Source organism: Streptomyces sp. MCA2 (assembly GCF_023544705.1).
Lineage (GTDB): Bacteria > Actinomycetota > Actinomycetes > Streptomycetales > Streptomycetaceae > Streptomyces > Streptomyces decoyicus.
The window spans coordinates 15750-36820 of record NZ_JAMJFM010000028.1; the positions used below are offsets into that span (position 1 = coordinate 15750).

20 protein-coding genes are annotated in these 21071 nt (G+C 71.6%); 10 read left to right on the forward strand and 10 right to left on the reverse strand.

The annotated features are described in order from the left end of the window. Positions 1-50: 50 nt before the first annotated feature. Complete coding sequence (locus tag M8I34_RS22875) at positions 51-1580, forward strand: hypothetical protein (protein WP_250051869.1); 1530 nt, start codon at positions 51-53, stop codon at positions 1578-1580. A gap of 124 nt (positions 1581-1704) precedes the next feature. On the opposite strand, the gene M8I34_RS22880 is transcribed toward M8I34_RS22875, so the two are convergent. Further along, complete coding sequence (locus M8I34_RS22880; protein WP_030990843.1) at positions 1705-2058, reverse strand: iron-sulfur cluster assembly accessory protein; 354 nt, start codon at positions 2056-2058, stop codon at positions 1705-1707. A gap of 341 nt (positions 2059-2399) precedes the next feature. Here M8I34_RS22880 and nadA point away from each other — a divergent pair, with 341 nt between their 5' ends. Continuing rightward, a complete protein-coding gene (nadA, locus tag M8I34_RS22885; protein WP_250051871.1) occupies positions 2400-3599 on the forward strand; it encodes a quinolinate synthase NadA in 1200 nt (399 codons plus the stop codon). 73 nt (positions 3600-3672) lie between these two features. Here nadA and M8I34_RS22890 read toward each other — a convergent pair whose 3' ends face one another. Continuing rightward, positions 3673-4134 carry a DUF4430 domain-containing protein gene (locus tag M8I34_RS22890; RefSeq protein ID WP_250051873.1) on the reverse strand — a complete coding sequence of 154 codons (462 nt, stop codon included), beginning with the start codon at positions 4132-4134 and terminating at the stop codon, positions 3673-3675. 188 nt (positions 4135-4322) lie between these two features. Here M8I34_RS22890 and M8I34_RS22895 point away from each other — a divergent pair, with 188 nt between their 5' ends. Then, the gene (locus tag M8I34_RS22895; protein WP_250051875.1) at positions 4323-4745 is read left to right on the forward strand and encodes a Scr1 family TA system antitoxin-like transcriptional regulator; all 423 of its coding nucleotides are present in this window, start codon (positions 4323-4325) and stop codon (positions 4743-4745) included. After that, positions 4724-4927 carry a DUF397 domain-containing protein gene (locus tag M8I34_RS22900; protein WP_250051883.1) on the forward strand — a complete coding sequence of 68 codons (204 nt, stop codon included), beginning with the start codon at positions 4724-4726 and terminating at the stop codon, positions 4925-4927. Before M8I34_RS22895 ends, M8I34_RS22900 begins: the two co-directional genes overlap by 22 nt. A gap of 43 nt (positions 4928-4970) precedes the next feature. On the opposite strand, the gene M8I34_RS22905 is transcribed toward M8I34_RS22900, so the two are convergent. The 6 genes from M8I34_RS22905 to M8I34_RS22930 all read right to left on the reverse strand — a co-directional run bounded on the left by M8I34_RS22905 (position 4971) and on the right by M8I34_RS22930 (position 12860). After that, complete coding sequence (locus tag M8I34_RS22905; protein WP_250051885.1) at positions 4971-6056, reverse strand: methyltransferase domain-containing protein; 1086 nt, start codon at positions 6054-6056, stop codon at positions 4971-4973. A 280-nt stretch (positions 6057-6336) separates the two neighbouring features. Further along, a complete protein-coding gene (locus tag M8I34_RS22910) occupies positions 6337-9504 on the reverse strand; it encodes an efflux RND transporter permease subunit (RefSeq protein ID WP_250051887.1) in 3168 nt (1055 codons plus the stop codon). Between the two features lie 151 nt (positions 9505-9655). Next, positions 9656-10342: a response regulator transcription factor gene (locus M8I34_RS22915; protein ID WP_244415273.1), complete on the reverse strand. Its 687-nt coding sequence runs from the start codon at positions 10340-10342 to the stop codon at positions 9656-9658. Then, positions 10339-11640, reverse strand: coding sequence for a sensor histidine kinase (locus M8I34_RS22920; protein ID WP_250051889.1), 1302 nt, complete (start codon positions 11638-11640; stop codon positions 10339-10341). Before M8I34_RS22920 ends, M8I34_RS22915 begins: the two co-directional genes overlap by 4 nt. Positions 11641-11727: 87 nt before the next feature. After that, complete coding sequence (locus M8I34_RS22925) at positions 11728-12006, reverse strand: hypothetical protein (RefSeq protein ID WP_030083745.1); 279 nt, start codon at positions 12004-12006, stop codon at positions 11728-11730. A gap of 56 nt (positions 12007-12062) precedes the next feature. Then, entirely contained in the window at positions 12063-12860 is a 798-nt protein-coding gene (locus M8I34_RS22930; RefSeq protein ID WP_244415269.1) for a PspA/IM30 family protein, read from the reverse strand. 314 nt (positions 12861-13174) lie between these two features. Between M8I34_RS22930 and M8I34_RS22935 the strand changes: the two genes are divergently transcribed. Continuing rightward, positions 13175-13771, forward strand: coding sequence for a DUF3043 domain-containing protein (locus M8I34_RS22935; RefSeq protein ID WP_030990823.1), 597 nt, complete (start codon positions 13175-13177; stop codon positions 13769-13771). Positions 13772-13903: 132 nt separating this feature from the next. Here the strand turns inward: M8I34_RS22935 and M8I34_RS22940 are convergent, their stop codons facing one another. Further along, positions 13904-14119 carry a hypothetical protein gene (locus M8I34_RS22940; RefSeq protein ID WP_159480490.1) on the reverse strand — a complete coding sequence of 72 codons (216 nt, stop codon included), beginning with the start codon at positions 14117-14119 and terminating at the stop codon, positions 13904-13906. A gap of 161 nt (positions 14120-14280) precedes the next feature. Here M8I34_RS22940 and M8I34_RS22945 point away from each other — a divergent pair, with 161 nt between their 5' ends. The 5 genes from M8I34_RS22945 (at position 14281) to M8I34_RS22965 (ending at position 20292) form a co-directional block, all read left to right on the forward strand. After that, positions 14281-15690 (forward strand): bifunctional adenosylcobinamide kinase/adenosylcobinamide-phosphate guanylyltransferase, encoded by a 1410-nt coding sequence (locus M8I34_RS22945; RefSeq protein ID WP_250051891.1) that lies wholly within the window; start codon positions 14281-14283, stop codon positions 15688-15690. Between the two features lie 105 nt (positions 15691-15795). Further along, on the forward strand, positions 15796-16551 hold the full coding sequence (locus M8I34_RS22950) for a class I SAM-dependent methyltransferase (protein ID WP_250051894.1): 756 nt from the start codon (positions 15796-15798) through the stop codon (positions 16549-16551). 16 nt (positions 16552-16567) lie between these two features. Further along, positions 16568-17614: a nicotinate-nucleotide--dimethylbenzimidazole phosphoribosyltransferase gene (gene cobT / locus M8I34_RS22955; RefSeq protein WP_250051896.1), complete on the forward strand. Its 1047-nt coding sequence runs from the start codon at positions 16568-16570 to the stop codon at positions 17612-17614. Positions 17615-17752: 138 nt separating this feature from the next. After that, complete coding sequence (locus M8I34_RS22960; protein WP_250051898.1) at positions 17753-19519, forward strand: phosphatidylglycerol lysyltransferase domain-containing protein; 1767 nt, start codon at positions 17753-17755, stop codon at positions 19517-19519. Then, on the forward strand, positions 19516-20292 hold the full coding sequence (locus M8I34_RS22965) for a hypothetical protein (RefSeq protein ID WP_250051900.1): 777 nt from the start codon (positions 19516-19518) through the stop codon (positions 20290-20292). Before M8I34_RS22960 ends, M8I34_RS22965 begins: the two co-directional genes overlap by 4 nt. Here the strand turns inward: M8I34_RS22965 and M8I34_RS22970 are convergent. Next, the gene (locus tag M8I34_RS22970; protein ID WP_250051902.1) at positions 20267-21004 is read right to left on the reverse strand and encodes a hypothetical protein; all 738 of its coding nucleotides are present in this window, start codon (positions 21002-21004) and stop codon (positions 20267-20269) included. The genes M8I34_RS22965 and M8I34_RS22970 overlap by 26 nt on opposite strands. Positions 21005-21071 lie beyond the last annotated feature (67 nt).

The following is a 21071-nucleotide window of genomic DNA, read 5'->3' on the forward strand; positions in this document are numbered from 1 at the left end:
CTCACGGAGGATGGCACGTCAGATGTTCAGCGGAGCGAAGGAGCGATGCGGTGAACACCGAGGACACCACCGACACCCCGAACCCCCAGGAGCGCAGGCGGCGCACCCCAGTGGTGGTCGCCTCGATGGCCGCGGCGGTACTTCTCGCCGGGGGCGGCGCGGCGTACTGGGCTTCGTCCGCGTCCAGCGACGCGGGCTCCGCGGCCGCGGGCGACCCGCCGCCGCTGGCACTCGACGGATACGCCGGCGGCGGCTCGATCGCCGCCGGTGAGCCCAATCCCCAGGGTGCGAAGTACCGCGCGGTGAAGAAGCTTCCCGGCGGCCCGGCGTCCGCGCCGGTGTACCGCCCCAAGGGCGAGATCAGCCGCGAGTCGGTGGAACGACTGGCGAAGGCACTGGATGTGTCCGGAAAGGTCCGCTCGGAGGGTGCGTCCTGGAAGGTCGGCGGGCTGACGCGGGACGCCCGTAGCCCCGTCCTGGAGGTGAAGAAGTCCGGCTCGGGCGCCTGGACGTACTCGCAGTACGGCACCCCGGGCGGCACGAACTGTGCGCTGCCGGCCTCCCCGAAGGGCGGGACGGGCCAGGACAAGGGCGACGGCGCCGCGCCGTCGGGCCGGCCCGGCTGTCCGTCGTACCGCGGCGGCGGGGACGTCACGACCGAGGACGACAGCAGCGGCAAGGGCGCGGTCTCGCCGAAGAAGGCCGAGCAGGCGGTGCGGCCGGTGCTGAAGGCGCTCGGCCAGGAGAACGCCAAGCTCGACGCGGGCGGGCTGTCCGGTGCGGTGCGCATCGTCAGCGCGAATCCGGTGCTCGGCGGGCTGCCGACGTACGGCTGGCAGAGCGACATACAGGTCGGCTCGGACGGTCAAGTGGTGGGCGGCAGCGGACAGTTGGCGAACCCGGTCAAGGGTGCGGACTATCCGGTGCTGAGCGCCGACAAGACGCTGGACCGGCTGAATTCGGGCGACGGCCGCACGCCGGCCGGCTGCCCCTCGACGCCCGCCGGCAAGGACGGCAAGAGCGGCAAGGGCGACGGGATCGCACCGTGCGAGCCGGCGCCGACGAAGGGGCAGCACCCGACCGAGGTGACCGGCGCGGTCTTCGGGCTCTCGGTGCAGTACGTGGACGGCAGCCAGGCGCTGGTGCCGTCGTGGCTCTACACGGTGCGCCAGCCGGGCGCCGGGAGCGGCCCGGACTCCGCCTCGACGGTCGCGCACCCGGCGGTGAACCCGAAGTACCTGGCCCACCGGGACGGCGGCGGCACGTCGCAGAGCCCGCAGAAGCCGTCCGGGAAGCCGTCCGGGAAGCCCGGGGCGATGTCCCTGGAGTCGTACGCCGTGAGCGACGGTGGCAAGAAGCTGACGGTGCACTTCTGGGGCGGGGTGTGCAGCGTCTACTCGGTGAGCGCCGAGGAGTCCGGCTCGACCGTGAAGACCAAGGTCGTCGGCAAGGACAAGAAGCCGGGCCAGGTCTGCGTGAAGATCGCCAAGGAGTTCACCAAGACCGTGACGCTCCAGAAGCCGCTGGACGGCCGGAAGGTGGTCGATGTGTCGAGCGGTGAGTCCGTGCCGAAGCAGTGAGCGGACGCCGTGGGTCCGCCGCCGCGGAGACCACCGCGGCGGGCCGCACGGAGACGGGAAGACGAAAGGCGGCGCTCCCCCACTCGGGGGGGGCGCCGCCTTTCGTACGTACTGCCCGTGCTCCTTAGCTGAAGGAGTCGCCGCAGGCGCAGGAGCCGGAGGCGTTCGGGTTGTCGATCGTGAAGCCCTGCTTCTCGATGGTGTCCACAAAGTCGATGGAGGCACCGCCCAGGTAGGGGGCGCTCATCCGGTCGGTGACGACCTTGACGCCGTCGAAGTCCTTGACGACATCGCCGTCGAGCGAACGCTCGTCGAAGAAGAGCTGGTAGCGCAGTCCGGAGCAGCCGCCGGGCTGAACGGCCACCCGCAGCGCGAGGTCGTCCCGGCCTTCCTGCTCCAGAAGGCCCTTGACCTTCGACGCGGCCGCGTCGGACAGGATGATGCCGTCGCTGACGGTGGTCTCGTCCTGAACGCTCATCTAGATCTCTCCCGGGTTGTACGGACCGCTTGTCATCGGTTGCAACCAGCTGCAACCGGGGACGTCCCGGATTAATTCCGGCTGGGCGCAATTTGTCGAGAAGCCTTTTCGGACGCCGCCGGTGGCAGCCTCTCGCATCGTTCTCTCCTCATGCTCGCACACCGGCGGCCGGGAACACGTGGCCGACCGCACACGGCGGTACGGATGCGTCACATCGACACAATGGCCATCGTCAAAGTGACGTGAAGCAGCTATGATAGATAGCGTCAAATAGACGAAAAGGCTCCCGGTGCAAGCCGGCTCCCCGCTGCGGCCCCGCCGCGCTCATCGAAGAAGAGAGGGTGCGTGTTGTGACCACCGCCCAGCCCCTGGACGTCCAGCCGACCCCGCTGGCCCTGCTGCTCCTCGGCCGTGAGGCCGATCCCAAGAGCGAGCGCGGTGTGGAGTGCCCCGGCGATCTGCCGACGCCGTCGGACCCCGACCTCGTCGAGCGGGCCCGCGCGGCCAAGGAGAAGCTCGGGGACAAGGTCTTCGTCCTCGGGCACCACTACCAGCGCGACGAGGTCATCGAGTTCGCCGATGTGACCGGCGACTCCTTCAAGCTCGCGCGGGACGCCGCCGCCCGGCCGGACGCCGAGTACATCGTCTTCTGCGGTGTGCACTTCATGGCGGAGTCCGCGGACATCCTCACCGGCGACGACCAGCAGGTCATCCTCCCCGACCTGGCCGCGGGCTGCTCGATGGCCGATATGGCCACCGCCGAGCAGGTCGCCGAGTGCTGGGACGTGCTCACCGACGCCGGCATAGCCGAGCAGGTCGTGCCGGTCTCGTACATGAACTCCTCCGCCGACATCAAGGCCTTCACCGGCAAGCACGGCGGCACGATCTGTACGTCCTCCAACGCCAAGCGCGCGCTGGACTGGGCCTTCGAGCAGGGAGAGCCCGGTGCGACGAAGGTCCTCTTCCTGCCCGACCAGCACCTGGGCCGCAACACCGCCGTCCGCGACATGGGCCTGTCCCTGGACGACTGCGTGGTCTACAACCCGCACAAGCCGAACGGCGGCCTGACCGCCGAGCAGCTGCGGGCCGCCAAGATGATCCTGTGGCGCGGGCACTGCTCGGTGCACGGCCGCTTCTCGCTGGAGTCGGTGGAGGATGTGCGGAAGCGCATTCCGGACGTCAATGTCCTCGTCCACCCCGAGTGCAAGCACGAGGTCGTGGCGGCGGCGGACTACGTCGGCTCGACGGAGTACATCATCAAGGCGCTGGAGGCCGCTCCGCGCGGCTCGAAGTGGGCCATCGGCACCGAACTGAACCTGGTCCGCCGGCTGGCCAACCGCTTCGCCGCGGAGGACAAGGAGATCGTCTTCCTCGACAAGACGGTCTGCTTCTGCTCGACGATGAACCGCATCGACCTCCCCCACCTCGTGTGGACGCTGGAGTCCCTCGCCGCGGGCAAGGTCGTCAACCGCATCGAGGTCGACAGGGAGACCGAGAGCTTCGCGAAGCTGGCGCTGGAGCGGATGCTGGCGCTGCCGTAGGCCCCGCGGGCCGTGACGGCCGCCAGCGCGACGCGTTGACGGCCGCCCGGCCCCGGAGCGGGGCGGCGGCCGGTCAGGCCTCCAGGGTCCAGCGGACCTTGTCGGTGTCCTTGATCGCGGTCCCGCAGGGCCCGGTCGTGATCTTCTTCTCGTTCACGTACGCGTTCCACTTCTTCTTGCTGTCCGCGACATCACCATGGATGTCGGTGACGACGAAGTCCTTCTTGGCGGCGTCCCAGTACGCCCGCACCCCGCCGAGGCCGTATTGCTCCTGGGCGTCGGCCAGGGCGGTGAGCGGTGTGGGGTCGGTGCCGTTGGCCGCGCAGTAGTAGCCGCCGAAGACGGTGCGGGCGGACGTCCGGACGATTCCCACGCTGCCGGTGTAGGCCCCGCCCGTGACGCCGACCCGGACGCCGACGGTGGGCAGGGCGGCGGCAGGCCCGGCCGCGGCGGGCGGAGCGGCCGCGAAGGCCAGCGCACAGGCGAGCCCGGCGGCGGTTACGGGGGCGGCCTTGCGGACCAGGGAGGACGGCACGCTCGCTCACCTTTCGTCGGTTCGACACCACAGGCCACGTAACCATCACTCCCGGTGATCGGCGAGAGGTGCACCGCCGAATGCGTACGCCCCACGGTCCGCGGCCCGGGCAGGTCGGCGGGTCACAGATAGATCTGCCGGCGGCAGGCGCGGCAGCAGGTCCGGCCCTCGCACAGCCTCGTCTCCCCGTGGTCGCACGGCTCCGGCAGCCGGTCGCCCCGGCTGACCGCGATCCGCAACACGTCCCGCAGTGCGTTGCGGAGCGCGGCCGGCGGCAGATGGGCAGCGGGGAGTGCACGTACAAACAACTGGCCCGGCTGCTCGAACAGGTGGATTTTCCGGACAGCAAGGTGCAGGTGATGCCGTTCAGCGCGGGTCTTCACCCGCTGATGGGCGGCGCTCTGAATCTGCTGACGCTTCCTGACGGTTCCACCGTGGCCTACGAAGAGGGCAACGAGACCGCGCACCTCTACGAGGATGCGGAAGCCGTGAAAACGTGGCGGCGCAAGTACGAAGTGCTGCGCGCGAACTCGCTCTCACTGGCGGAGTCGGCAGAGCTGATCCGGAAGGTAATGGAGGACCACACGCCATGCGACACACCCCCGAGCTGAACTCAGCCCGCTGGCGCAAGAGCATCTACAGCAACCCCAACGGCGGCAGCTGCGTCGAGGTCGCCGACGACTTCCCCGGCCTCGTTCCCGTACGCGACAGCAAGGGCCCCCACGGCCTCGCGCTGCTCATCCCGGCGGCGGCCTGGACGGCGTTCGTGGCTTCGCTCAAGGACCAGGGCTAGGCGTGCAGTTCGGCCCGTCCCGGTGCACCGCCGGGACGGGGCGTCACAGTGACACGGTCTGGCCTTCGGCGGTGACGGTGATGCGATAGCGGCCCCGGGCGGGGCTGCCCTCGGCGGTCCAGGACCGGTAGGCGCCCTCCACCTCGTCCCACAGGCGGCGCGGGCCGTGCTGTTCGGTCTCGTAGGCCGCGCGGCCGGGGACGTACTCGGCCGTGGCCCAGGAGGTGCGGGCGTCGTCGAAGAGCCAGTACGTGGCTTCGTCGCTGCCGTCGTCGGCGGGGCACAGCAGCGGCCAGGCGTCCCGCACCCGCAGACCCACGGCGAAGCGGGCGTGCAGATCCTCCTCCAGCACCCGGGGGTCGAGCGTGGTCGTGCCGTGGTCGCCCTCCTCGCCGTGGTACCAGTCCCTGATGCGGCCGTAGGAGCGGCGCTGCTGACGGGCCCACATGAAGGCCGGGCGGCCGGAGAAGCGGCCGGTGGCCTGCCCGTCGCGGACGGTCAGGGTGGCGAACGAGTAGGAGTGGAACGACGAGCCCCACGGGGTGAGGATCGTGCCGCCCGGGGCGGTCTGCTCCACCCAGGCGTAGGGGATGTCGCGGACCGTGCAGGTGGCGATGGTGCGGTCGAAGGGGGCCCGTCCGGGGACGCCCGCCAGGCCGTTGCCGCACGTCATGTGCGGATGCAGGCCCGCACGTGCCAGGTTGTCGCGGGCGATGTCGTGCAGGGCCTTGTCGGTCTCGATCGTGGTCGTACGGTCCTCGCCGAGCCGGTGCGCGAGCCAGGCGGCGTGATAGCCGGTTCCCGTGCCGATCTCCAGTACGGCGTCGCCGTCCCGGACGATCGCGGCCATCGCCAGCATGAGGGAGGGCATGGACGTCGAGCAGGTGGGCACGGCGACCTCGCCCGCCGCGCGCCGGCCGTCGTTGTGCTGGGTGATGAGCGGCAGGTCGGCATAGACCATCCGGCGCCACTCCGCCTCGTCCGCGGAGCGGGAGACCGTGCGGTCGGCCACCTCGAAGGTGTCCGGGACGAAGTGCGCGCGGTCGACCGCGGCGACGGCCGGGGCCCATTCCGGCGCCAACGCGCCCTTGTTGCGCAGGATTTCCACCAGCCGGCTCGGCGAGGACATGGCGGCCTCCCCTACTTCTTCGGCGGCTGGGTCACCGGCTTGGTCCACCGGCCGTCGGACTCCTTCGGGCTCTGCTGCTTGTCGCCTTCCTCGCCGCCCTTGCCGTCACCGTGCTTCCCCATGGATATCCCCCTTCGTCGGTGGTGGGGCGGTCACACCCCGCCACGGGCATGCCCAGCACGATGCCCCCGCAAGCACCGGCCTGCGGGGGCATCGTTTCTGCGCTCTTTCTTCGTTGCTGCGCTCTCTCTTCGTGTGCCGCGCTGTCCCGTCGTCGGCGTCAGACGCCCGCCGGCTCCGGGGCGCGGTCGGTCTCCTCGGCCTGCGGACCGGCCTTCTTGGCGGCCTTCTTCTTCGCCCGGCGCTCCTTGCGGAGCTCGATCATCGCGTAGAGCGTCGGGACGAGGAGGAGGGTGAGCAGGGTGGAGGTGATCAGACCGCCGATCACGACCACGGCGAGCGGCTGGGAGATGAAGCCGCCGTCGCCCGTGATGGACAGCGCCATCGGGAGCAGCGCCATGATCGTGGCCAGGGCGGTCATGAGGATCGGGCGGAGGCGGTGGCGGCCGCCCTCGATGACCGCCTCCACGACGCCGTAGCCCTGCGCCCGGTACTGGTTGATCAGGTCGATCAGCACGATGGCGTTGGTGACCACGATGCCGATCAGCATCAGCATGCCGATCATCGCCGGGACGCCCAGCGGGGTGCCGGTGGCGACCAGCAGGCCGATCGCACCGGTCGCCGCGAAGGGGATCGAGACGAGGAGGATCAGCGGCTGGATCAGCGAGCGGAAGGTGCCGACCAGGAGCATGAAGACGATGGCGATGGCCGCCAGCATCGCCAGGCCGAGCGAGGAGAACGCGTCGGTCTGGTCCTGGGAGACGCCGCCGATCTCCGCGGTGGCACCGTCCGGCAGCTTCAGCTCGTTGATCTTGCTCTGGAGCGTGGCGCTGACCGCGCCGGTGTTGTCGCCGGTCGGCTTGGCGGTGATGGTCGCCGAACGGGCCCCGTCGATCCGGGTCATCTGGACCGGGCCGGGGACGGTCCGCACGGTCGCGAGCGTGCCGAGCTCGGCCGGGCCTGCCGGGGTCGGGATGGCCAGCTTCTTCAACTCGGCCACGGTGGTCGCCGGGTGGGCCGACTTGATCATGATGTCGCGCTCGGTGTCGTCCAGGACGGCCTTGCCGCTGGTGGTGCCGCGGACCGCCTGGGTGACCGCACCGCCGAGGGTGGTCTGGTTGTAACCGGCCGCGGCCGCCTTCTCGTTGGGCTTCACGGAGATCCGCGGCACGCTCTGGGCGAGGTCGCTCTGGACGTCGGTGACGTCGTCGAGACCGGCGACGGTCTTGCGGACCTGCTCACTGGCCTTCTTCAGCACGTCGCCGTCGGCGGCCTTGACGACCACGCTCAGGTCCTGGTTGCCGAAGCCGCCGCCCGCGGTGACGGTGGTGTCGCCGATGGACGGGCCGAGCTTGCCGAGGCCGGCCCGCAGGTCGTCGGTGACCTTGCCGGAGTCCGCGGCGTCCTTCAGCTTGAGCTGGTAGGAGGCCTGGTTGGCGCCGGTGCCGCCGCCGAAGGCCGCCATGAAGCCGGAGGAGCCGACGGTGACCTGGTAGTCGGCGATGTCGTCGTTGGCCGCGAGCAGCTTCTCGACCTTCTTGGCCTGCTTGTCGGCCGCGTCCAGGCTGGTGCCCGGCTCCAGCTCCTGCTTGACGGTGAGGGTGTCCTGGTCGCCCTGGTCGAAGAAGTTGGTCTTCAGGAGCGGGCCCATGCCGAAGGTGCCGATGAGGATGACGACGGCGATGACCAGGCTGGTGATCCGGCGGCGGGTCGCGAACCGCAGGACGGGGACGTAGAGGCGCTGGAGCGGGCTCTTGGCCTCCTTCTCCTCGGCCTCGCGGCGCAGGTCGTCCTGGGTCGTGCCCTCGGGGATCTCCGGGGCGCGCAGGAACCAGAAGGAGAGGACCGGTACGACCGTCAGGGAGACGATCAGGGAGGAGAGCAGGGCGACGGTCACCGTCAGCGAGAAGGAGCCGAAGAGCGCACCGACCATGCCGCCGACCACGCCGATCGGCAGGAAGACCGCGACCGTGGTGAGGGTGGAGGAGGTGATCGCTCCGGAGACCTCCTTGACGGCGGAGAGGATGGCCTCGCGGCGCTCCTCGCCGTAGCCCAGGTGCCGCTTGATGTTCTCCAGGACGACGATGGAGTCGTCGACGACGCGGCCGATCGCGATGGTCAGCGCGCCGAGGGTGAGCATGTTCAGGGAGAGGTCCCCGGTCCACAGCACGATCAGCGTGATGACGACCGAGAGCGGGATGGAGACCGCGGTGACCAGCGTCGAGCGCAGGCTGAGCAGGAAGACGAGGATGACGATGACCGCCATGGCGAGGCCGAGCAGGCCCTCCGTGGTCAGCGACTCGATCGACTTGGAGACCGCCGGGCCCTGGTCGGAGGCAACCGTGACCTCGGTGCCCTTGCCCAGGTCCTGACGGATCTTGGTGAGCTTGTCCTTGACCGCGTCGGATATCGCGACCGCGCTGCCGTCCTGGTCCATCGTCACCATGACGGCGAGGCTGGGCCTGCCGTCGGTGCGGGTGATCGAGGTCGGGGTGGCCGACTGCTCCTTGACGGTGGCGACGTCGCCGAGGCGGACCGGCCCGGCCGGCCGGCCGGCGCCCGCGGCGGCGTCACCGGCTGCCGGGGACGGCGCGATCGTCAGGTCCCTGATCTGCTTGACGGACGTGAAGCCCGCGCCGACCTGGACGGTCTTGCTCTGCCCGCCCTCGGCGAACGAACCGGCGGGCACCGACGTCCCGCCGGCCTCCAGCGCCTGGCCGAGCGCCTGGGAGTTCAGTCCGGCGGCGGCGAGCTTCTTCTCGTCGGGGGTGACCGCGACGATCCGGTCCTGGACGCCGTCCACCGTGACCTGGCTGACGCCGTCGATGTTCTTCAGGTCCGGGACGACGCTGCGCTTGAGCTGGTCGGCGAGCGTCTGCTGATCCTTGTCCCGGGAGGAGACGGCGAGGACGACGGTGGGGATGTCGTCCGTCGAGCCGGCCACCACCTGCGGGTCGACGTCCTTGGGCAGCTTCGCACGGGCGCGGTTCACGGCCTGCTGGACGTCGGCGACCAGGCGATCGGAGTCGTTGCCGTAGTCGAACTGCGCCATGATGACGCCCGAGCCCTCGCTCGACGTCGAGGTGACGCTCTTGATGCCGTCGACCGCCTGGACACCGTCCTCCAGCGGCTCGATCACCTGCTTCTCGACGACATCGGGGGAGGCGCCCTGGTACGGCGCCAGCACGGACACCATCGGGAGTTCGATGGACGGCAGGAGCTGCTGCTTGAGCTGCGGGATCGCGATGGCGCCGAAGGCGATCGCCACGATCGACATCAGCGCTATCAGGCCCCGTTGTACGAGGCTGAGTCGGGACAGCCAGGACATGGGTGGGGTCTCTCTTCTGTTCTGAAACGGACGGCGGGGCCTTTCACGGGCCCACATACACCTTCCGCCATGCCCTGGCCGGTTTTCCTCGCTCGCAGGTCGGTTTCCGGCCGGTGCCCGTACCGCGTTGGGAGTACGGGAGGCTCCACCCTCACTGCACCCGTGGGCGTACGAGTCCCGACTCGTAGGCGATGACCACCAGCTGGGAGCGGTCCCGGGCGCCCAGCTTGGCCATCGCACGGTTGACATGCGTCTTGACGGTGAGCGGGCTGACCGCGAGCTGCTCGCCGATCTCGTCGTTGGACAGCCCGCCGGCCACCAGGGTCAGCACCTCGCGCTCGCGGCCGGTCAGCGTCGCCAGCCGTTCGGCACCCCGGCCGCCGGGCCCGCCGTCCCCGGAACTGCCGCCCTGCGCGAGGAACTTCGCGATCAGGCCCTTGGTCGCGACGGGCGAGAGCAGCGCCTCCCCGGCCGCCGCGATCCGGATCGCGCCCAGCATCTCGTCCGGTTCGGCGCCCTTGCCGAGGAAGCCGCTGGCACCGGCCCGCAGCGACTGCACCACATAGTCGTCGACCTCGAAGGTGGTCAGGATGACCACCCGGACGTCGGTGAGCTCCGGATCCTCGCTGATCATGCGGGTGGCCGCCAGGCCGTCCACCCCGGGCATCCGGATGTCCATCAGGACGACATCGGGGCGCTGGGCCCGGGTCAGCTCGTACGCCTGGGCGCCGTCGGAGGCCTCCCCCACCACCCGCATGTCCGGCTCGGAGTCGACCAGCACCCGGAACGCGCTGCGCAGCAGGGCCTGGTCATCGGCGAGCAGCACCTTGATCGTCATACCGACTCCCCCGTACGGACGGCCTGAAGCGGAAGGGTGACCCGGACCTGGAAACCGCCGGCCGCCCGCGGTCCCGTCACGACCGTGCCGCGCAGGGCGAAGACCCGCTCGCGCATCCCGATCAGGCCGTGGCCGCCGCCGCTGTCCTCCGGCTCGCCGGGCCCGCCGGGCTCCACGGGCGGCCGGTCGCCGCCCTTCTGCCGCGGGATGCCGGCCCGGCCCGCGCCGTCGTCCAGGACGGTCACGGTCAGCGCGGTGTCGGCGTCGACGATCCGCACCGTGGCGCGGGCCCCCTCACCGGCGTGCTTGTGGACATTGGTCAGCGCCTCCTGGACCACGCGGTAGGCGGTGAGGTCGACGGAGGCGGGCAGCGGCCGGGGCGAGTGCGGGACCTCCAGATCGACCGGGATGCCGGCCCGGACGAAACCGTCGACGAGCTGGTCGAGGACGCCGAGCCCCGGAGCCGGCTCGGTCGGCGCCTTGGGATCGTCGGACTGCCGCAACAGGCCGACGGTGGCGCGGAGTTCCTCCAGCGCCGAGCGGGACGCCTCACGGACGTGCGCCAGCGCCTCCTTGGCCTGGTCGGGACGGTTGTCCATGACATGCGAGGCGACGCCCGCCTGGACGTTGACCAGGGCGATGTGATGGGCGACGACATCGTGCAGCTCACGGGCGATCCGCAGGCGCTCCTCGGCGACCCGGCGCCGGGCCTCCTCCTCACGGGTGCGCTCGGCGCGTTCGGCGCGCTCCCGGATGGCGCTGACGAAGGCACGGCGGCTGCGGACCGCGTCACCGGCGGCCGCGGCCATACCCGTCCAGGCGAAGATGGCGATGTTCTCCTGCGCGTACCAGGGGCGGGGCCCGTAGAGCATCGCCGCGGCGGTCAGGACGACCACGGTCAGGGCGCCGACCCGCCCGGTCGTGGGCCGGTCGGTGCGCGAGGCCAGGCTGTAGAGCGCTATCACGGCGGAGGCGGCCACGGGGGCGCGCGGATCGCTGGAGCGGGCGAGCAGCTCGACGATGGTGAGCGAGCCGGTCACGGCCAGGACCGTACGGGGCAGCCGGCGGCGCAGGACCAGGGCGGCGCAGGCCAGCGCGGCGAGCACCACGGTCGTGGCGGTCAGGTGGTGGCCGGCGAACCGCGGGCCGTGCGGACCGTGCGGGTCGGCCACCGCACCGCACAGGATGCACGCGAAGACGGCCACGGCCAGGGCGGCGTCGAAGGCGAACGGATGCGTCCGGTGCCACTGGAAGCGGCCGGCACGGGGTGCGTCCGGGCGGGGGTCGAGGAGGCTCACAAGAGCAAACGGTAGCGCCCCGGTCCACCGAGGGGCCGGGGCGCTGTGCGCTGGAGTGGAGCGGTCGGGCCGGGAGCGGCCCAGGACTCAGCCCGGGATGAGGCCGTCGTCGCTGAGCATCTCCCGGACCTCGTCGAGCGAGGCGTCCGGGGACGGCAGGATGAGTTCGGAGGGTTCGAGGGCGTCGTCGGGAAGCGGCGTGCCGAGCCGGCGCACCGCGTCCAGCAGGGCCCCGAGAGTGCGCTGGAAGCCTGCTTCGTCGTTGCTCTCCATCTCGGCGAGCAGCTCATCGTCCAGCTTGTTGAGCTCGGCGAAGTGGGCATCGTCCAGCTTCACCTGGCCCTCCCCCATGATCCGTACGATCACGACGGTCTCCCTTGGTCCGGTCCGACGATCCCTGCGAGGCTATCCGCCGCCGGCCGTCACTGCTTGTCGAAACGCGGCCGGTCCTGCTGCGGGGCGGACTGCCCCTCGCCGTTCTGACCGCCCTCGATCGCCTGCTGGCCGGACGAGCCTCCCGCGAGCTCGGCCTTCATCCGCTGTAGCTCCAGTTCGACATCGCTGCCGCCGGAGAGACGGTCCAGCTCGGCCGTGATGTCGTCCTTGGCCATGCCGGTCGGGTCGTCCAGCGCGCCGGAGGCCATCAGCTCGTCGAGCGCACCGGCCCTGGCCTGGAGCTGTGCGGTCTTGTCCTCCGCACGCTGGATGGCCATGCCGACGTCGCCCATCTCCTCGGAGATGCCGGAGAAGGCCTCGCCGATCCGGGTCTGCGCCTGGGCGGCCGTGTACGTGGCCTTGATCGTCTCCTTCTTCGTACGGAAGGCGTCGACCTTGGCCTGGAGCCGCTGCGCGGCCAGCGTCAGCTTCTCCTCCTCGCCCTGGAGCGTCTGGTGCTGCGTCTCCAGGTCCGTGACCTGCTGTTGCAGCGCGCTGCGCCGGCTCAGCGCCTCGCGGGCCAGGTCCTCGCGGCCGAGCGCCAGCGCCTTGCGGCCCTGGTCCTCCAGCTTGGAAGACTGGCCCTGGAGCTGGTTGAGCTGAAGCTCCAGGCGCTTGCGGGAGGTCGCCACGTCGGCGACGCCGCGGCGCACCTTCTGAAGCAGCTCCAGCTGCTTCTGGTACGAGTAGTCGAGGGTTTCGCGCGGGTCTTCGGCCCGGTCCAGGGCCTTGTTGGCCTTCGCGCGGAAGATCATCCCCATCCGCTTCATGACACCATCGCTCATGGGCCTCGCGCGCCCCCTTCTGGCCGAGTCACCTCGGGCTTAGGCTCCAGCACATCTACAGACCCCACAGTACGGGCCCTGGTTCCATTACCGCACTGTTCGCGCCCGGATGCGCTCCTCCTCCAGGACGATCGGGAGCGCGTCGCCTCCCGCGCAAGGAGTAGGGAGAGTCCGGACAAGCCACACGATGTCTGCTCTGTCCCGGTAGGGCAGCGGTTCCGGGCCGGCCGCGTGCGGGTCCCGCGGGTGCCGTTGCCGGATCGTGCCCCGTCGGACCATGGTTCAGCCGCTGCGAGCACGTACCCTTGGGCCTTGTGTTCCGAAGCCGTTCGAAGGATGAGCAGGCCGCGACCGCCAAGGTGACCGCGGACCAGCCCCAGCAGCCCCGCGATCCGCAGGCCCCCAAGGGCCGCCCGACGCCCAAACGCAGCGATTCCCAGTCGCAGCGCCGCTCCCGTGCGCATACGCCGACCAACCGCAAGGACGCGACGAAGGCCCAGCGTGAGGCCCGCCGCGCCGACATGGCCCGCCAGCGCGAGGCCATGGCCAGCGGTGACGAGCGGTATCTGCCGGTGCGCGACAAGGGACCGGTACGCCGGTTCGCGCGCGACTACGTCGACTCCCGCTGGGCCGTCGCCGAGTTCTTCCTGCCGATGGCTGTGGTGATCCTGGTGCTCACCATGATCCGGGTGCCGTCGATCCAGAGCATCGCGCTGCTGCTGTGGCTCGTGATCATCGTGCTGATCGTGATCGACTCGGCGCTGATCTGGGTCCGCCTGGGCAAGCTGCTCCAGGAGCGCTTCCCGAACGAGAACCTCAAGGGCGTGAAGCCGTACGCGGTCATGCGCACGTTGCAGATGCGGCGGCTGCGGCTGCCGAAGCCGCAGGTGAAGCGGGGCGAGAAGCCGTAGTCGTGCGTGGGGGTGCCGACCGTCGTTGATGCCGCCGGGCCCTCGCCGTCGTGGTTGCGCGCCGTCGCGGCGGGATGGATTCTTTGACGCCGGGCCGGACCCCTGAGGGGTCCGGCCCGGCGTCTTCGGCTGTCAGGCCTCCGCGTCCGCGTGCAGGCTCATGGGGCCCGTGTAGATCTCGGTGCCGTCCTCGAAGAGCCTGACCTGGTCGACGCCGCCTTCGAGGAGGGCCTTCCACTCCTCGCCGATCCAGGACTCCGCGTCGCCCTGGGTGGTGAACTCCTCCGGTTGCACGGCCGGCGCCGTCTCCGAACCGTCGGCCTTCTCGAACCGCCACGTCCACGCCATGTGCGCCTCCTGGATCCCACCGAGTACGAATCTGTGCCACCGCGGAGCGCGTCCTGACGCACTCCGCCGTGCCGTGCTTCCGTGCTGATCGGCAGCCTAACGGCCGTGTCGAGTCCGCCCCCGCCGCGCCCGCCGGACGCGGACGCGAGAAACTCGGCGGTGTGGATGTGACTCTCCTCGGCACCGGCGCCCCTCAGGGGCTGCCGCAGCCCGGCTGCCCGTGTGCCGCCTGCGCGACCGCCGTCGGCGACGAGGCGCGGGCGGCGACCGCGCTGCTCGTCGACGGTGCGCTGATGATCGACCTGACGCCCGGACCGGCCTTCGCGGCCGCCCGCGCCGGGCAGTCGCTGACGGGCGTCCGCCAGGTGCTGCTCTCGCATCCGCACGACGGTCCGGTGATGGAGGTGCCGGCCGGGCTGCCGCAGCCGGGCCGGGTCGCGGACGGGCGGGAGCTGGCGCTGCTCGACGGACACCGGGTGCGGGCCGTCGCCGTGGACATCCCGGGTACCGGCTACGAGATCTCCGGCGCCACGGGCGAGCGGCTGCTGTATCTGCCGCCGGGCGCCGCCCCGGCCGGACCGGCCAACGGGAACGGGCGGACGGCGGGCGGCGGGGGCACGGGCGGCACCGGCCCCTACGACCTGGTGCTGCTCGACGTGGCGGCGCGGCCCGATGCGCTGGCCAAGCTGCGGGCGAGCGGGGCGGTCGACGCGGCGACGGATGTGGTCGCGGTGCACATCGACCACGACGTGCCGCCGGGGCCCGAGCTGCACCGGCGGCTGGCGGCGGTGGGAGCCCGTGCGGTGCCCGACGGCAGCACGCTGGTGGTCGGCGAGTTCCATGCGGTGCCGGATCTGCCGCGGCGGACCCTGGTGCTGGGCGGGGCGCGCAGCGGGAAGTCGGTGGAGGCGGAGCGGCGGCTCGCGGCCTTTCCCGACGTGATGTACGTGGCCACCGGGGGGACCCGGGACGGCGACCAGGACTGGGCACAGCGGGTCTCGCTGCACCGCGAGCGGCGCCCCGGCAGCTGGCGCACGGTCGAGACCTGCGATCTGGTGCCGCTCCTGGAGGCCGCGAGGCCGGGTGCGGACGCCGGGAGGGCGGGTGCGGACGCCGGGAGGCCGGGTGCGGACGCCGCGAGGCCGGCTGCGGACGCCGGGGCGTCGGGCACGGAGCCCGGGAGGACGGGAACGGAGGCCGAGGCGCCGGGCACGGAGGCCGAGGGGCCCGGCGCCGGCCCGGCGGGCGAGACATCGCCGCTGCTCATCGACTGTCTGGCGCTGTGGCTGACGCATGTCATGGACGACGTCGGGGCGTGGGACGACGCGACCTGGGAGGCCGGTGGCCGGCGGGCGCTGCGGGAGCGGACCGACGCGCTGGTGGCGGCGGTGCGGCAGACGCACCGGACCGTGGTGGCGGTGAGCAACGAGGTCGGATCCGGCGTCGTCCCCGCGACCCCGGCGGGCCGCCGGTTCCGTGACGAACTGGGGCGGCTGAACGCGGCGTTCGGCGCGGAGTGCGAGCAGCTGCTGCTGGTCGTCGCGGGCCAGGCGCTGGTGCTGCGTGGATGACGGAAGCCCGGCGGGGCCCGGGTCCGCTGCGCTGCGTGGATGACGGAGGCCCGGTGGGGCCCGTGTCCGCTTGCCCGGCGGCGCGGCACCGGGTGCTCTTGACCCGTGACCGAATCCGAGCGGACCGAATCCGAAGCGCCGGCCGGGTGGAAAGCCGGGCCCGGCCGGGAGCCGGGGGCGCGCGGGCGGCGTTTCGACGCGGCCGTACGCGCCTATCTGGAGCGGCGTCCGGAGGCGACGGTGGTCGCGCTCGGCGAGGGGCTCGGGACCGGTTTCTGGCGGCTGGACAACGGGCTGCTGAACTGGCTGACGGTGGTGCCGCCGGAGACCGCCGCGGTGCGCCGGATACTGCTGCCGGACAGCGCCCGGCGGCGTACCGTCGCCCGCGCGGTGACCGATCACGGCTGGCTGGACGCGGTACGGGAGCCGGAGCGCGGGGTCATCGTGACGGCGCCGGGGGTGCTGATGCGGCTGCCGCCGCCCGCGGTGCGCGCGCTGCTGGCGGCCTGTGCGGAGCGGTTTCCCGGTGGTGCGCTGGTCTTTGACGCACCACCACGGCGGGCGACCGTGCGGGCCCGGTGGGCCGGTGGGGCGGGTGGCCGGTGGCCGGCGCCGGTGCGCTGGGGGCTGGACCGTGCCCAACTGCCGCGGGTGGCCGGTGCGCACCCGGGCATCGTCGCGGTCCGCGAAGTCGGCCCGGCGCCGGCTTCGCCGCGGCGGTCGGCGCCGGGCCGTCTGCCGGCCCGGCTCATGTGGCCGGTGCGCCGCATCCCGGTGCTGGGCGCGCTGACGCCGCTGGTGTGCGAGGTGCGCTTCGCACCGGCCGGTTCCCCCCGGCGCGCCTCGTCAGCCGTGAGTTGACGGTAATCTGCGCCCAATGAGCGCCCTGAACCTCGATGACTTCGCCCACCTGATCGAGCGCCCCGACGGCGGTGTGCGCCGTGACGCCGAGGAGCGGCGGGCACGGCTGGCCCTGCCGCCGGGGGCGCTCGGCCGCCTCGACGAGCTGGGCGAGTGGCTGGCCGCCGCGCAGCAGCAGGTGCCGGTACGGCCCGTCGGGCGCCCGCGGGTGCTGCTGTTCGCGGGCGATCACGGGGTGGCGGAGCTGGGAGTGTCGGCCCGGCCGGCCGGCGGCACCAAGGACCTCGTACGGGCCGTGCTGGACGGGGCGAGCCCGGCCGCGGTGCTGGCCCGTGGCGCCGGGGCGCAGCTGCGGGTGGTGGATCTGTCCGTGGACTGCGACCCGGAGGAGCTGCCGGAGGACGTCACCCGGCACCGGGTGCGGCGCGGTTCGGGACGGATCGACATCGAGGACGCGCTGACGGCCGAGGAGGCCGAGGCGGCGTTCCGGGCCGGGATGGCCGTCGCGGACGAGGAGGCGGACGCCGGGACCGACCTGGTGGTGCTGGGCGATCTGAGCGTCGGCGGGACGACGGCGGCGAGCACGCTGATCGCCGCGCTGTGCGGGACGGACGCCTCGGTGGTCACCGGGCGGGGCGGGGCCCCCATCGACGATCTGGCCTGGATGCGCAAGTGCGCGGCGATCCGCGACGCGCTGCGGCGGGCCCGTCCGGTGCTCGGCGACCAGCTGGAGCTGCTGGCCACGATCGGCGGCGCGGACCTGACCGCCATGACCGGTTTTCTGCTCCAGAGTGCGGTGCGCCGTACGCCGGTGATCCTGGACGGGGTGGTCTCGGCGGCCTGTGCGCTGGTGGCGCAGCGGGTGGCGTTCCGGGCGCCGGACTGGTGGGTGGCCGGGCAGGCGAGCGGGGAGCCGGCGCAGGCCAAGGCGCTGGACCGGATCGCACTCAACCCTCTGCTCGACCACGGCGTCACTGCTGGAGAGGGGACGGGGGCGCTGCTGGCCCTGCCATTGGTGCAGGCGGCCGCGGCCCTGGCGGCAGAACTGCCCGTACGCGACTGACCCGGCGCCGGCCCGGCCGGCCGTCGTACGCAGCGACCTGATGAGCGCCCGGCCGGGCGCTCCTCACTTCACGCCCGCACCGGACCACCGGCGGCGCCCCATAAGATCACGCTTTACACGTTTTATGGGAGACATCGCTTGAGTCCGGACGAAGACCGCCCTCGCGGCACGTGGTCACAGCGTGGTGCCGCTTTCGGCATCTGGTATCTGCGCACGGTCACCTTCATCAATTTGCTGAGCGCGGTATGGGTGTCGTTCGGCAATGACATCCGCAGGCACAACATCGCGGAATTCTTCACTCCGTATCTGCTGACGGCGGGGTTCGCCTCCGGCGCCTTCTCGCTCTTCCTGTCGGTGACCCTGCGGCGGCGCAAGCGGGCGTCCTGGATTTTGAATCTGGTGCTGTCCGGGCTGCTGGCGCTGCTCTTCGGATTCGGGATGGTGGCGGCCCCGGAGTTCCGCGGGCATGCGCAGAACTGGGTGTCGCTGGTATTGACCGTGCTGTTCGCCGCCGCGCTGGTGGTCGGGCGCCGCGAGTTCTCGGCGAAGGGCGACCGCGCGAACCCGAAGCTGGCGGCGACGGTCGCGGCGGGCGGTCTGTTGATCGCCTCGCTGCTGGCGGCGCTGCTGGTCACCGTCACGAACACCGCCGGGGACGGTTCCTCGACGTTCGTGCAGCGCTGGCGCTACGGCCTGATGCGGCTGGTGTCGCTGGCCGCCGACGACCGCGCGTTCCCGGAGATCGCCACCCCGAACTGGGTCAATGTGGCGATCAACGTGCTCAGCACGCTGCTGCTGGTCGCGGTCCTGTGGGCGGCGTTCCGGTCCGTGCGCAGCACCGACCCGATCACCGAGGACGACGAGGAGCGGCTGCGTGCCCTGCTGGCGCGGCACGGCGACCGCGATTCGCTGGGCTACTTCGCGCTGCGCCGCGACAAGAGCGTGCTCTTCTCCCCCAGCGGCAAGGCGGCGGTCACCTATCGCGTGGTGGGCGGGGTGTCGCTGGCCTCCGGCGATCCGCTGGGCGACCCCGAGGCCTGGCCCGGGGCGATCGAGGTGTGGCTGGCCGAGGCACGGGAGCACGGCTGGGCCCCCGCGGTGATGGGCGCCAGTGAGGAGGGCGGCACGATCTACGCCCGGCACGGTCTGGACGCCCTGGAGCTCGGCGACGAAGCGATCGTGGACACCGCGGAGTTCACCCTCGACGGCCGGGCGATGCGCACCGTGCGGCAGGCCTACAACCGCATCAAGCGGGCCGGCTACACGGTCACCATCCGGCGCCACGAGGACATCCCGGCACCGGAGATGGCGCACCTGCTGCGGCTGGCCGACGACTGGCGCGACGGGGAGACCGAGCGCGGCTTCTCGATGGCTCTGGGCCGGCTCGGCGACCCGGGTGACGGGCGCTGCGTGATGCTCGAATGCCGGGACGGCGGCACGGACGGGGCGGAGGGCGAGCTGCGGGCGCTGCTCAGCTTCGTTCCCTGGGGCGAGAAGGGCCTTTCGCTGGATCTGATGCGGCGGGACCGGAACTCCGAGAACGGCCTGATGGAGTTCATGGTGCTGGAGCTGATCCAGCGGGCGAAAGAGGTGGAGATCACTCAGCTCTCGCTCAACTTCGCGATGTTCCGTTCCGTCTTCGAACGTGGATCGCGGCTCGGCGCGGGCCCGGTGCTGCGCCTGTGGCGCTCGCTGCTCAGCTTCTTCTCCAGGTGGTGGCAGATCGAATCGCTCTATCGCGCCAATGCGAAATACCGGCCGATCTGGGAACCGCGGTACATGCTCTTCGAAAAGAGCACCGATTTGCTGCGGATCGGAATCGCCGCCGGCCGGGCGGAAGGCTTCCTGGAAGCGCCGGGTCTGCCCAAGTGGCTGAACCGCAAGCACCTGGAGAACGTGAGATGAGCTCTGCTGGGGCGGGGCGGCGGGAGGGGCCCGTGCCAGGACCGCGGGAGATCTCCGTGCCGGGGCAGCCGGAGGCACGTGCCCTGCGTCGCTTCGCGCGTGCCGAGTGGGGCCCGCTCCTGCGGACGGTGCGCTCCTCGCTGGTCACGGACAAGCTGCGGGCGATTCCGCTGACGCTCACCGCGGTGTGTCTGACCCTGGCGTTCCAGTTCGTGCAGAACCAGGCCTGGGGCTATCAGACGGTCCAGAACATCGGCTCCGTACAGGCCTATGAGCATCTGTGGGTGGCGCTGCTGCGCACCCCGCTGTCGCTGTTCGTACCGGCGCTGGACCTTCCGGTGTGGGGGGCGCTGGCGCAGATCCTGGTGGTCTTCGGGATCGCGGAGATCTGTGTGGGCTGGCGGCAGACGCTGGTGGTCGCCTACGTCGCCACGCTCGCCGGGACGATGTACGCCCGGATCGGCATCTGGATCGGCCCGGTGAGCCCCGTCGGGCTGCCCGACTCGGACAAGTACGTCATCGACACCGGGCCGTCGGCGGCCGTCGTGGGGCTGGCGGTGTTCGTGTGCTGGCGTTATCGCGCGCGGTTCACCTGTGCCCTGGTCGTCGTGGCGATGGTCGTCGAGGTGGTGTCCATCAAGAACAACCTGGCGGGCAAGGAGCATGTCGCGGCGGTGCTGGCGGTGCTGGCGGTGTGTGCGCTGGGGGAGGTGTGGCGGCCGCGCGAGCCGCGCGAGGGCCGGCGGGTCAGCGGCTGGGGGCACCCCCGATGACATGCTCGACCTTGCGGCGCAGCGCCGACCAGCGGCGGTCGTGACGGTAGGCGCGGACCCGGGCACGGGCCCGCGCCTTCGCGCGTGTGCGGTAGAAGCGCCTGGCCCAGGGCGAGTTCGGCCGGGCCAGCCGGATCGCGCCGAAGAGCGCGACGAACGGCACGAAGACCCCGATGACCGCGATCCGGCCCTTGCCCTTGGTGAGCGCGATCAGCGCGAAGAGGAAGTTGACGGCCACGGTCCGCACGACCGTGAAGCGGTCGGTCGCCTCCCCCGGGCCGATCTCATTGACGCCGAACGGCAGGAAGCCGCCCAGGATCAGGGCGACCAGGGCGAAGGTGAGGATGACGATCTCGACGCTCTTGGTCCCCTCCTCGGTCCAGTACACGTCGTCGAGGTGGAGGATCAGCGCGAACTCGTCCAGGACGAGGCCGACGCCCATGCCGAAGAGCACCGCCGCGACACCCGCGCCGAAGCCGCGCCGGCCGCCCGCAAGGGCGATGAAGCCCCCGACGACCATCAGGATCACTCCGGGCACGACGTGGTGGACGTGCACGCCGCCGGGAGTGACGTTGCGGAAGGGGCCCTTGCCCGCGCGGATGAGCCGGGTGATGGCCCGGGTCACGAGGAAGGTCAGCACGAACGAGACGAGGGCCAGCAGCAGCGGCAGCTTCCCCGGCTCGACGATATTGCGGTACCACCAGTGGCCCATCCCGCACGCTCCCATGTGTCGCGTATGGACACCTCACCACCATTAGGCCCTGTTCCGGCGGCCAGGA

What these genes read in the sequence shown, in the direction of transcription:
- M8I34_RS22880 (WP_030990843.1), bottom strand. Translation starts at nt 2,058, where the DNA reads ATGAGCGTTCAGGACGAGACCACCGTCAGCGACGGCATCATCCTGTCC.
- M8I34_RS22900 (WP_250051883.1), top strand. Translation starts at nt 4,724, where the DNA reads ATGCGACACACCCCCGAGCTGAACTCAGCCCGCTGGCGCAAGAGCATC.
- M8I34_RS22905 (WP_250051885.1), bottom strand. Translation starts at nt 6,056, where the DNA reads ATGTCCTCGCCGAGCCGGCTGGTGGAAATCCTGCGCAACAAGGGCGCG.
- M8I34_RS22910 (WP_250051887.1), bottom strand. Translation starts at nt 9,504, where the DNA reads ATGTCCTGGCTGTCCCGACTCAGCCTCGTACAACGGGGCCTGATAGCG.
- M8I34_RS22915 (WP_244415273.1), bottom strand. Translation starts at nt 10,342, where the DNA reads ATGACGATCAAGGTGCTGCTCGCCGATGACCAGGCCCTGCTGCGCAGC.
- M8I34_RS22930 (WP_244415269.1), bottom strand. Translation starts at nt 12,860, where the DNA reads ATGAGCGATGGTGTCATGAAGCGGATGGGGATGATCTTCCGCGCGAAG.
- M8I34_RS22940 (WP_159480490.1), bottom strand. Translation starts at nt 14,119, where the DNA reads ATGGCGTGGACGTGGCGGTTCGAGAAGGCCGACGGTTCGGAGACGGCG.
- cobT (WP_250051896.1), top strand. Translation starts at nt 16,568, where the DNA reads ATGAGCGCCCTGAACCTCGATGACTTCGCCCACCTGATCGAGCGCCCC.
- M8I34_RS22965 (WP_250051900.1), top strand. Translation starts at nt 19,516, where the DNA reads ATGAGCTCTGCTGGGGCGGGGCGGCGGGAGGGGCCCGTGCCAGGACCG.
- M8I34_RS22970 (WP_250051902.1), bottom strand. Translation starts at nt 21,004, where the DNA reads ATGGGCCACTGGTGGTACCGCAATATCGTCGAGCCGGGGAAGCTGCCG.